Raw genomic sequence first — 12,110 nt, 5'->3', positions numbered from 1 at the left:
ACACAGATTGGGGTTTTTGTTTTGGAAAATTTGATTAAGAGCGTCTTAAAGCATCTACAGGATTGAGTCTAGCTGCACGTTGCGCTGGAATCACCCCAAAAATGAAACCAATCCCTCCAGAAACTCCTAAAGTCACTACAATAGCTGGTACAGAAATACTGGTATACATCATTGAAAAGGATTGGGCAAAAACCATACTACTTACTCCAGTCAGGGTTCCGATCGCACCCCCTGTAATTGCTAAAATAATCGCTTCAATCAAAAACTGTAGTAAGATATCTTGTTCTTTTGCGCCTAATGCCTTGCGTAAACCGATTTCTTGAGTGCGTTCGGTAACCGAAACCAGCATAATATTCATCACACCAATACCACCAACCAATAAAGAAATACTTGCGATCGCAGCTAACATTTTAGTTAAACCTTCATTCGTTTTGGTTGCGGTATCCATGATTGCTTGTTGAGTCGTCACTTTCACATAGTCATCAAAATGAACTTGATGTCTTAGACGTAGCAAATTTTTGATTTGAAATTGTGCTGCATCTAGCTGACTCTGATTGTTGACCAAAACCGATAGCAGATGCAAACGAACACCATATATTGATGTTTTACCCTGTAATTGATTGGCCATCGTCGTTAGAGGTACTAAAACTTGATTATCTTGATTAGAACCAAATAAAGCTCCTTTCGCTTTCATCACACCAATTACTTCAAAGCTAATATTTTTAATCCGTATTTGTTGACTAATTGGGTCTTGCTGCTTAAATAAATCTTGGGCCACTTGAGAACCTAAAACCACAACTCGATGATTACGTCTTAAATCACTATCATTAAGAAAGCGACCTTTCTTGATTTGAAAGTTTCTTACTTGAAGATAATCTGGAGAAGCACCGACAATTGAAATTAGAGCATTTTTTTGTCGATAAGTGAGTAAAAACTGTCCGAAAAGTTCGGGAGAAACAGCGACAATATTTTGGATTTGCTTTTCAATGGCTTCAGCATCCTCCAATACTAAAGGACGCGCATTAGGAATAGTACTGCTAATATTACGGGATGTGAGACTAATAAACAACACGTTTGGCCCCAAAGTAGCAAATTGTTCTGCGGTGAGTCGTTGTGTTCCTTCTCCGATACCGACCATTGCAATAACCGAAGCGTTACCAACCGTAATACCAAGCATCGTCAAGAGACTCCGCAATTTATTGCTCATTAAAGCTGAAAACGCCATTTTAAAATGCTCTTTAATTTCCATCGTTTTTCTTCATCCTGTACTAATCCATATTCGAGGCTAATCAAAATATCCATAACCATAGGATTGGCATTCAAAGTAGAAATGCTCTTTTGTCAATCAAAGTCATATTTTTTTACGCCATAATATTTAAGGGGTCAGTTTTTTGATGAATCTATATGTATTGGCAAGAAATTTCGGGTAGTTGGGTTTTAATTCCTCGACAACCTGTCGGAATTATTCACTTTTTAGGGGGAGCATTTGTCGCAACTGCACCTAATATAACCTATCGTTGGCTTCTGGAAAATCTCGGTAAATCGGGTTACGCTGTCATTGCCACACCATTTGTTAACACTCTTGATCATAGCGCGATCGCTCTTAATGTCCTTAATCGTTTTGAATCTATTTTAGAACGGCTTCAATCAACTGGTAAACTCAAACTCGGCTATCTTCCTATCTATGGGATGGGGCATAGTATGGGTTGTAAACTGCATTTGTTGATTGGGAGTTTGTTTGAGGTTGAACGACACGGCAATATCTTGATCTCTTTTAACAATTATCCCGTTAAACGTGCCATTCCTTTTATAGAGCCTTTAGCTTTAGATGTTAAAACACTCAACCTAGAATTTGTTCCTTCACCTGAAGAAACTCAAGATCTGATTTCTGAAAATTATTTAGTTCGTCGTAATCTTTTAATCCGTTTTTCTAATGATGATATTGATCAAACCAATATTTTAAATCCAATTTTAAATTCTCGTTTTCCCAATATGATTGCCTCACTTAATTTACCAGGTAATCATTTAACTCCTTTAGGTCAAGATATTGACTGGAAAGCAGGAGAAATATTTACACCTTTTGATGCCGTTGGTCAATGGATTAAAAAAGAATTTTCTCGTGATATTTATCGTTTGAGAGATGAAGTTCTACGCTGGTTAAATCCAGAAAAATTTATCTAATTAATGAAAAAAGACACATAATTCGTGCCTTGTGGAGATAGCTCATGTAAAAAGTGATTTTTGAAAGTCAATCGAGTCTTTGAAATTTGATTTTAAATAATACCTGAGCCTTTACCGCGTCGGTCTTTTTCTTCGGTTAATAGTCCAGTTTCATCATTATCATTAGTATCTTCTAGTGTCGCTTTTCGTTCTGCTTTTTCTTGGGCTTCTATTGCTGCTGCATCGCCTGGTTCTTCGTAATACATTTCGGGTTCAATTGCGTAGTTGTTTAACAATCCTTCGCGGTCTACTGTATAACCACCTGTTGTATCAATTGAGGGATCATCTGTTTCAGGAATATGTTTAAAATCCTCGCCTTCGCGCTCTTCGCGAGCCGCCGTTTCAGCAGGGACAATACCTCTATCATATTTATCACCAGCAACTCTAGGGTCTGACATAATTTTTTATTACCAAAATGTTATTGATTTAATAATTACAGTATGCTCTATTTATCTTTTTGGAGCATCTATCTCAAGGCTTTGAGTTTGGCGTTAAAATTTATATATATAGATAGATATAACTAAAAATTATCTAGAGTGATAAAAGTCAGTATTTGCCTAGATACAAGCGATATTTGACCTTAAAAAAGGTGAGCATTGCCCACCTGATTACATTAAGTTGATCTAAGTTTTTCATCAATCCAATCTATCGCAAAGTGTCTTTGATATCCTCAACCGTGTGACGTAAATTGGCTTCAGCTTGTTTCGCTTTTCCTTCAGCTTTAGTTTGAGGATCACCTGTCACATCACCGACGAATTCTTGTACTTTTCCTTCAAGATTTTTGGCGGTTGCTTTTAGTCTGTTTCCTATATCTGTTGTATCAGTAGCTTCTTGATCAAGAAATTTGGCATCAAGATGACGAATTTCTGCTTCAGCTTGTTTTGCTTGTCCGACAGCAACATCTTGGTCATTGCCCGTCACTTCACCTAAAAACTCTTGCGCTTGACCTTCAATATTTTTAGCAACTGCTTTGGCTCTTTTTTCAATACTCATTTGTTCTAAACCTATATTATTTATATGTCCTCAATATAGAATAAACCTATTGATTATTCGCTCTACCCTAGTATTGATGAAACGGTCTATCTCAAGAAGTAAACCTAAAAAGCCGATAATTCATCATTTTTGTGACCAATAATTCATATTATAGTATTTTTGAACAGATTAACTATATTAATATGTCTTAAGTCATATTTCTTAAGTTTGGTTCCTAAAAAGTTAAGAGTAGCAATAATAAAAACAATTAACAAACGATTTACTCAAAAATAAAACTTTTTATGGCTAAACCAATTGAATTTAAGTTATTTGCTCCATACAACGCAAAAGCGGCTTTAATGGCTTCTTTTTCCGACTGGCAAGAAATTCCAATGGAAAAAGGTGAGGATGGATATTTCCGCACAACGGTTGATTTAGAAGATGGAGTTTATACTTATAAATTTCGAGTACAGTCTAACTCTTGGTTTTTTGAACCTCAACAATGGGTAGATGTAACAGACCCCTATGCACCCGATATCGATGGTATGAGTTCTGAAGAAAATGCCATTGTAAAAATTAAAGATGGTGAAGCGATCGTCGATGATTATGTCTGGCAACATGATGATAAGCCATTACCTGCGGATCACGAAATGGTGATCTATGAAATGCACGTGGCTGACTTTTCGGGGGGAGAAGATGACCCTAATGCGAGAGGTCAGTTTAAACACGTTACAGAAAAATTAGATTATTTGTCTGAATTGGGAATTAATACACTTGAATTGATGCCGATTAAAGAGTACCCTGGTGATTATAGTTGGGGATACAACCCGCGTCACTATTTTGCACCCGAAAGCAGTTACGGTTCTACAAAAGATTTAAAACAGTTAATCGATGAATGTCACGGACGGGGTATTCGTGTAATTTTGGATGGAGTCTATAATCATTCTGAATCTTCTGCACCTTTAACCCAAATCGATCATGATTACTGGTATCATCATTCCCCAAAAAATCCCGATGAAAACTGGGGGCCAGAATTTAACTATGAACATTATGATGAAAAGTTAGATACTTATCCCGCACGTCGTTTTATTGGTGATGGGATTATTTTTTGGATCAAAGAATATCATATTGACGGCATTCGCTACGATGCGGCTAAATACGTCGATAACTACGATTTTATGAATTGGATGGTCGAGGAAAGCAAAAAAGCAGCAGGAGCCAAACCATTTTATAGTGTAGCTGAATATATTCCCGAAACCCCCGCCATTACTAATATGGATGGGCCGATGGACGGATGTTGGCAAGATAGTTTCTATCATACGGTTGTTGCTCATATTGCGGGTGAAACCTTCGATTTAGAACAACTTAAAAACGTTATTGAACCGAAACGACGCGGTTTTATGGGTTTGACGAATGTTGTTAACTATTTGACCAACCATGATCATAATCGTATTATGGCTGAGTTAGGCGATCGCAATATTTTCGATGAAGACGCATTTCGCCGTAAAAAACTAGGGTTTGCTTTAGTAATGACCTCAGTTGGTATTCCGATGATTTGGATGGGTGAAGAATTTGGGGAATACAAATATAAAACCATCGATCAGGCTAAAATTGATTGGACATTACTGCAAAATGACCTCAACCGTAGCTGTTTTGAATATTACAAAGGTTTAATTGCTTTACGAAAAGAAAATAAAGCCTTACAAACAAGTAATATTGACTTTTTCCATGAAAACCCAGAAGCAAAAGTTTTAGCTTATGTCCGTTGGAATGATGAAGGTTCCAGAGTGGTTGTCGTTGCCAACTTCTCAGAGCAATTTTTAGGCGGTTATACCATCACTAATTTTCCTGCTGATGGTACGTGGCACGAATGGACTCTTAACTATGATGTTGAGTCTGGAAATAGCCAATTAATGACCGATTTAGGGCCATACGAAGCTAAAGTGTTTGTTTGGCAGTAAGATTAGCTTTTTTATTTTTAATGATCGATTTGATGCCTAGCTAGATGATAGCTGGGTTTTTTGTTACCCGTTCATTTGATAGATCAATTTAGAACCATAACTTATGACTAAAAAAACAGGACTTCATAAGAGTGACTTTTTAGAATCAGTTGCAGAAGCGAAAAAATAGCTTACTTGTTTAGCTGAGTCATTGAACTACAAACAAGGTTTCTAACGGATTAATAAAAGTGATTCGCTCACGGCTCTAATGCTGAGATGAAAAACCAACAAAGGACAACATTTTATGAAACATGATGAATTTATCGGACAGGTTCAAAATCGAGCGGGTCTAACATCAAGAGAAGAAGCAAAAGTAGCTACCCGTGCTGTATTAGAAACTCTTGCCGAACGCTTAGCGGGTAATGAACCATTCTCTTTTTACTGAAAATTAAAATGCCTATCTTTTGCTACTAATCCTCTTTAGAATCTGGTGTTGAGTTGGCATCCGATTTGTTTTACCTTTAATCTAAAAAATTCCACCTAGATTTCTAGCTAGATGGAATTGGTTTTGCAGTTTTTTTAAGATTTATTGCCCATCTAAATCTACTTTAGGTACATCGGGAACGATCTCAGGACGTTCTTTATCTTCCCAACCTAAAGGACGTTTTGAATTATACCAAGCAATAGAGCCAATGGTGGCAGCCGCTACAAAACCAAGAACCATCACTAAAACTAAAGAAACCGAATATTGAGGCGCATTTGTATTAGTGGTTACTTCCATTAGTAAATTCATTTTTAAACAATCTCCTAAATTTGATAATTTATATTCTTATTTTATACAGTTATCATCAATCGATCATCTATCTTTCTAGAGTAAAATTTAACTTTAATCAACTTTTTTATCTGACTAAAGATTGAGCAAAAATAAAATTTATCTATCTAAAGAATGACTAATAAAAAAGGTGAGTTAGACTCACCTAATCATCAAGCAACTCGAAAGAAAGCAGAAAAACTTTATTTATTTTGTTTAATTTTTACCGCATAGTCATTCGGCACAATTTGTGAGCCATACCGTTTAGCAAAAATTTGAGTAAATTCGGCTCCAAAAAACAAGATTTGAGCCGAATAGTAAACCCATAAGAGGAGTACCACTAAAGAACCAGCCGCCCCGTAAGTTGAGCCAAAACTACCACTTCCTAAATAAGCTCCTAGTAAAGATTTACCAATTGTAAAGAGCAAAGCGGTAATAATCGCACCAACAGCTACATCACGCCAAGTAATATGAACATCGGGTAAAAATTTGTACATCAGAGCGAATAAAAAGGTCACAACAGCAAATGAAATCAAGAAATTGACCAATTGCCATAAAAAATCATAACCAGGTAAAAAGCCACTGAGATAGTGATTTAAAGCTGAAATGGCCGCATTAATCACCAATGATACTAATAATAAAAAGCCGATGCCAATGACAGCCGTAAATGATAAAATCCGCTTTTTAATTAAATTAGTGATATTTAATCCGGGTTTGGCTTTAACATTCCAAATTGTATTTAAAGCTTCTTGTAATTGTCCAAAAACACCCGACGCACCAAAAAAAAGCACGACAACACTAATAAAAGAAGCCCATCGACTTGTTTCTGGTTGAGCAGAATTAGCGATCGCCGTTTCAATGACTTTCGCCCCTTCAACCCCAACTAAACCTCTAATTTGGCTAACAATTTCACCTCTTGCTGCTTCTTCGCCAAAAATAGCCCCGACAATGGCAATAACCAGAATCAACAGAGGTGCTAAGGAAAAAATCGTGTAATAAGCTAAAGATGAAGCTAATAAAGACGCATTATCTTCTTGCCATTCTTGAAAAGTTTCTTTTAATAAACTAAATAATGTTTTAAAACTCATCGTTTAATTCCGTGATTAATCCCGTAGTAGGGGTTAGATGATTAACCCCTCTTTTAAGTATGATTATTAAAACTCAAATGGTAAAATAAAAGAGCGCCCCATTAATGAATTAATCCAGAACGTAAAGCCCGTACAGCAGCTTGAGTTCGATCATCCGCCCCCAATTTATTTAAAATATTACGAACATGAGTTTTAACCGTACCAACTGTAATGTAAAGCTTGCCTGCAATATCAGCATTACTACAGCCACCGACAATTAGATCTAAAATCTCTAATTCACGTTCAGTCAATGGATCATCAGTGAGCAATTTTTGATAATCTGCATCAACCGCATTAATCGAAATTTGTTTCGAGATTAAAGCCGCTTCACCATTAGGGGTAGATTGTCGAACCTGTTGTAAAACAATATTAGCGATCGAAGGATCAATCCAAGGGTTTCCTTCTTGTGTAAAACGAATCGCATCGGCTAACTTATCGACACTAACATCCTTCATGCAATAGGAATCTGCACCCGCCGCAAAAGCAGCTAAAACCGAATCTTGGCTCCTGTGCATTGTTAACATCAAGATTTTAGCAGAGGCTGTTTCATCGTTCATTGCAGACGCTCTAAAACGTCGAACCAATTCAATCCCATCGATATCAGGTAAACCAATATCCACTAAAGCGACATCAGGTTTAACAGATTCTAATAATCTCAGACCTTGGGTTCCATTACTCGCTTCCCCTACCACTTGTATTCCGTCGCGTCGTTGTAAAGCACCGATTAAGCCGATACGCGTTAACTCATGGTCTTCAATAACAATTATCCGAATCTTATCCATAATTTTTCATCAACTTTTGATCTTTTATTAGGCTTTTGCAATCTATCTTAGGGTAATCTAACTCTCTAATCTATCCTAAGAAATTGCTATAACAGTTTCTTCTACAAATTATATAAATACAACCTCAGATCAGTGTGTCTACCAGCAGAAAGAACTATATCCAGAGGTAGAAACTGACTTACTACTCCTCAAGATAGATCTAAAAAGATTAAAATAGGATAGCTATCCGTAAGAATTCTGGGAAAAATTTTTGCTTTCGGCGGTGTGATTGATTTTGTTCGTTGTAGAGTCCGCTTTTAGGAAATTACTGTTATGTCCGTATTTGGAGCATCTGTCTTTTTATTAGGTCAGTATATACCTCATGGTCATTGTTACCTTTGGCAAACGGGCTTAGTATCGTTGCACGTCGCATCAGACGCAATGATCGCTCTAGCCTATTACTCGATTCCGACTATGTTAATTTATTTTGTCCGTCAAAGGCAAGATGTACCTTTTTCCAAACTATTTTGGTTATTTGGTTTCTTTATTGCCGCTTGCGGTACAAGTCATGTAATGGAGGTTTGGACACTCTGGTTTCCGACTTACTGGCTATCTGGAGGAGTTAAAGCGATTACAGCACTGATCTCAGTTTATACGGCTTTAGAACTATATCCCCTCATTCCTAATGCTCTAGCCTTACCAAGTCCAGAACAGGTTAAACAGATCGATACAGAGATTAAACAAGCCAAAGCCGCACAAATTGAAAGTGAAACAGACCGAGAACGCCTAGCCCTTGCCCTAGCTGCTGCCTCTACCGCTGCTTGGGACTGGGATATTAACACCAATCAAATGTATTGGACACCTGAACATGAAATTATTTTTGGCTATGAACCAGGAAGACCGTACAGAGTTTATGAAGATTGGTCTAACCGAGTTCATCCAAAAGATTTACATCAAGTAGAAGCAATTATTAAAAATGCACTGAACAAACAAATTGAAGAGTTTAAGGCGCAGTATCGGATTGTTTTACCCGATATGAGTCTCCGTTGGATTGATGCGGTTGGTCGTTTTTTGTTTGATGCCAAAGGAAATGCTGTTCGGATGATTGGAACACTTAAAGATATTACTGAACGTAAGCAAACTGAAGAAAATCTTAAAGAGAGCGAAGAACGTTTTCGTGCCACTTTTGAACAAGCTGCTGTTGGGATTGCTCATGTTAGTCTAGCAGGTCAGTGGTTACGAGTTAATCAAAAACTCTGCGATATTGTGGGTTACACTCGTGAAGAACTTTTGCAACTGACGTTTCAAGATATTACTTATTCTGAAGATCTTGATATTGATTTGGGTTATGTTAATAAACTTTTAGCTAGTGAAATTGACAATTATTCATTAGAAAAACGCTATATTCGCAAAGATGGGTCATTAATCTGGGTCAATATCAATGTTTCTTTTGTTTATGATACCGTGCTTCCCAGACAACCTAAATATTTTATCGGAGTAGTAGAAGATATAGACCAACGGAAAGAGGCCGAACAAGAATTACAGGCTCTAAATGATGTCTTAATGCAGACTACGAATTTACTCCGCAAGAGGAACCAAGAACTCGATCAATTCTCTTATATTGTTTCACATGACCTAAAAGCACCTTTGCGGGCGATCGCTAATCTATCGGAGTGGATCGAAGATGATTTAGAAGGTCAATTGCCTGAAGAAAATCAACAACAAATGCAGCTTTTACGACAAAGAGTTCATCGTATGGAGGATATGATCAATGGTATGTTAGTTTACTCACGTGCAGGCCGAACCGAAGTAGCTGTAGAACCCGTTTATATAAAAGATTTAATTGAAGAAATTATTGATTCTTTAGCTCCTCCTGAAACTTTTAAAATTATTATTCCATCTTCTAATCCTCAATTAATGACTAAACGGCTACTATTAACTCAAGTTTTGGCTAATTTAATCAGTAATGCAATCAAACACCATGAGCGACCCGATGGAACGATTGAAATTTCTATTAAAGATTTAGGGAATGCTTATGAATTTGCTGTTGCTGATGATGGGGCGGGTATTGCGCCAGAATATCACGATAAAATTTTTGGCGTTTTTCAAACACTTAAACCTCGTGATGGTAACGAAAATACTGGCATCGGCTTATCAATCGTGAAAAAAATTATCGAATCGGAAGGAGGATCAATTACTTTAGAATCAGATGTTAATCAAGGTGCAACTTTTCGTTTTACATGGCCTAACGCGACGACTTAAACATTGCTAGAAAGGGATTATTATTTAATTTATTTTTTAACCATTTTATAAAATGCCTAATCCGCTCACTATTTTTAAAAATAGCAATTTTTGGTCAAGATTACCAATTAGTTATAGGGGTGCGATTATTATTGCAATTCCTGCTATTTGCTTATTGGCAACTTTGGGGGCTTGGGTTTGGTCACGTCAAATAGGAATCGCTACACTCAATAGGATCGATCATACTGAGGCGGTTATTAACAAAAGTAATAAATTACTGTTGGCACTGTTGAATGCGGAAACAGGTGTCAGGGGCTATCATATTAATCGTCGAGAAGATTTTCTAGATTCTTATCGATTTGCTCAATCTAGTTTACCCGCTACTATTCAAGAACTCGATCATCTTTTAAAAGATAATTATCAACAGGCTGAACAATGGAAGGAAATTCAACGGTTAGTTCAGCAAGAAATGAATCTTTTTGAACAAAAGGTCAAACAATTTAAACAGCAACCCGCAGGCTATGTTACAGACCAAGATAAAGCTTTACTCTATCAGGGTAAACTGGTGATGGACTCCATTCGTAAATCGATTGAAGAGTTACAAGCACAAGAACAAGCTTTACTGGCTATTGAACAGCTAAATTTACGAAATGTCCGAAGAATTACGACAGGGATTCAATGGGCATCGGCTTGGGTTAGTGCGTTTGCTTATTTGGCGGCTGTCTATTTATTTAATAGATTAGATCAAGATTTACGAGAACGCGAACTACAACTACGTGAAAGTAATATTTTTATCGATACCATTACAACTAAACTGGTTGATGGGGTCATAACTCTCAATCAACAAAATAAAATAGAATCATTTAATCCTGCAGCCTCGGAAATATTTGGCTATAAACCCTGTGATGTGCTTGGCAAAGATTTAATGGTGTTGATGGTTGATAGGAATTTATCTGAAGCTGAAAAAGCCGAAAAAATTAACTTTTGGCACAGTAATTTATTAGAAACTGATCGACGTTGGCAAACGACAGGTTATCGTAAAGATGGTTCAACGGTTCCGATTGAAATTTCAGTCAGTGAGATGGCATTTGATGATCAATTATTAGTAATTATTCGCGATATTACTGAGTCTGAAGCGACTAAAGCTAAACTTAAGTCACGCGCTGATGAATTAGCTCGTTTGAGTTCAATTTTAGCTAAAGCTAATACTGAACTTGAAAAACAAAACCAAGAACTTGACAGATTTGCCTATGTAGCCTCTCATGATCTTAAAGCACCTTTAAGAGCGATCGCTAGTCTTTCGGAATGGATTGAAGAAGATTTAGAAGAGCAACTGACTGGGGAAACCCTGTATCAAATGAAGCTATTACGCGGAAGAGTTCACCGACTCGAAGAGTTAATCAATGGATTATTGGCTTATTCACGTGTAGGGCGCGTTAAAACAGAAATTGAAACAGTTGATGTGAAACAATTAGTTAATGAAGTGATTGATAGTATTGATCCTCCCGAGGGTTTCCGATTTGAAGTTGCTTCAGAACTGCCGATTTTTAAAACGCATAAAATCCCTTTAAGACAAGTCTTTTTTAATCTCATTAGTAATGCGATTAAACATCATGATTGTAATGCAGGACAAGTTATAATCGCTTTTGAAGAGCTTCCAGAATATTATAAATTTTTGGTTGCTGATGATGGGCCTGGTATTCCCCCCGAATTTCATGAAAAAATTTTTGTGATCTTTCAAACGCTATTTCCACGTGATATTAAAGAAAATACTGGAATCGGTTTATCGATCGTCAAAAAAATCTTAGATAATCAGGGGGGAATGATCAATTTAGAATCGAATCCTGATACAGGCACAACATTTTATTTTACTTGGCCAAAATCTGTTTAATTTTTAGGGTTTGGATAGGCGGTGATGTTGTTGATCTGTGATTAGACTTTAATTGACGACTTTAAACTCATATCGATTAGTTTTAAATCTTTACTGATTGTGAAAGCATAAAATTGTAAAAAACTTGAATAGATCTATTAGAGCCAT

General features: G+C 36.7%; 11 protein-coding genes. 5 read left to right on the top strand and 6 right to left on the bottom strand.

Annotation, left to right across the window (positions count from 1 at the left end; translation table 11 throughout):
• Positions 1-34 precede the first annotated feature (34 nt).
• Positions 35-1,249, bottom strand: coding sequence for an ABC transporter permease (locus CFPU101_RS14940; RefSeq protein ID WP_206816136.1), 1,215 nt, complete (start codon positions 1,247-1,249; stop codon positions 35-37).
• A gap of 155 nt (positions 1,250-1,404) precedes the next feature.
• Here CFPU101_RS14940 and CFPU101_RS14935 point away from each other — a divergent pair, with 155 nt between their 5' ends.
• Positions 1,405-2,181: a DUF1350 family protein gene (locus CFPU101_RS14935; protein ID WP_206816135.1), complete on the top strand. Its 777-nt coding sequence runs from the start codon at positions 1,405-1,407 to the stop codon at positions 2,179-2,181.
• 92 nt (positions 2,182-2,273) lie between these two features.
• On the opposite strand, the gene CFPU101_RS14930 is transcribed toward CFPU101_RS14935, so the two are convergent.
• Together CFPU101_RS14930 and CFPU101_RS26175 are read right to left on the bottom strand one after the other, a co-directional pair.
• Positions 2,274-2,618 (bottom strand): hypothetical protein, encoded by a 345-nt coding sequence (locus tag CFPU101_RS14930; protein ID WP_206816134.1) that lies wholly within the window; start codon positions 2,616-2,618, stop codon positions 2,274-2,276.
• Positions 2,619-2,865: 247 nt separating this feature from the next.
• Positions 2,866-3,030, bottom strand: coding sequence for a CsbD family protein (locus CFPU101_RS26175; protein WP_206816140.1), 165 nt, complete (start codon positions 3,028-3,030; stop codon positions 2,866-2,868).
• A 464-nt stretch (positions 3,031-3,494) separates the two neighbouring features.
• Between CFPU101_RS26175 and CFPU101_RS14915 the strand changes: the two genes are divergently transcribed.
• Both CFPU101_RS14915 and CFPU101_RS14910 read left to right on the top strand, forming a co-directional pair.
• Positions 3,495-5,153, top strand: a complete 1,659-nt coding sequence (locus tag CFPU101_RS14915) for an alpha-amylase family glycosyl hydrolase (RefSeq protein WP_206816133.1) — start codon at positions 3,495-3,497, stop codon at positions 5,151-5,153.
• A gap of 283 nt (positions 5,154-5,436) precedes the next feature.
• Complete coding sequence (locus tag CFPU101_RS14910) at positions 5,437-5,577, top strand: DUF2267 domain-containing protein (protein ID WP_206816132.1); 141 nt, start codon at positions 5,437-5,439, stop codon at positions 5,575-5,577.
• Positions 5,578-5,718: 141 nt separating this feature from the next.
• Here CFPU101_RS14910 and psb35 read toward each other — a convergent pair whose 3' ends face one another.
• From psb35 to CFPU101_RS14895, 3 genes are all read right to left on the bottom strand, one after another.
• Positions 5,719-5,925 (bottom strand): photosystem II assembly protein Psb35, encoded by a 207-nt coding sequence (psb35, locus tag CFPU101_RS14905; protein WP_206816131.1) that lies wholly within the window; start codon positions 5,923-5,925, stop codon positions 5,719-5,721.
• Between the two features lie 221 nt (positions 5,926-6,146).
• The gene (locus tag CFPU101_RS14900) at positions 6,147-7,031 is read right to left on the bottom strand and encodes a YihY/virulence factor BrkB family protein (RefSeq protein ID WP_206816130.1); all 885 of its coding nucleotides are present in this window, start codon (positions 7,029-7,031) and stop codon (positions 6,147-6,149) included.
• Between the two features lie 101 nt (positions 7,032-7,132).
• On the bottom strand, positions 7,133-7,852 hold the full coding sequence (locus CFPU101_RS14895) for a response regulator transcription factor (protein WP_206816129.1): 720 nt from the start codon (positions 7,850-7,852) through the stop codon (positions 7,133-7,135).
• A gap of 312 nt (positions 7,853-8,164) precedes the next feature.
• Here CFPU101_RS14895 and CFPU101_RS14890 point away from each other — a divergent pair, with 312 nt between their 5' ends.
• Entirely contained in the window at positions 8,165-10,093 is a 1,929-nt protein-coding gene (locus tag CFPU101_RS14890; RefSeq protein ID WP_206816128.1) for a PAS domain S-box protein, read from the top strand.
• A 52-nt stretch (positions 10,094-10,145) separates the two neighbouring features.
• Complete coding sequence (locus tag CFPU101_RS14885; protein WP_206816127.1) at positions 10,146-11,963, top strand: CHASE3 domain-containing protein; 1,818 nt, start codon at positions 10,146-10,148, stop codon at positions 11,961-11,963.
• Positions 11,964-12,110: the final 147 nt, after the last annotated feature.

The organism is Chroococcus sp. FPU101 (assembly GCF_017312365.1).
GTDB lineage: Bacteria > Cyanobacteriota > Cyanobacteriia > Cyanobacteriales > Microcystaceae > Chroococcus.
The sequence above is the reverse complement of the archived record's forward strand: the minus strand, read 5'-3'. Positions and strand labels throughout refer to the sequence as shown.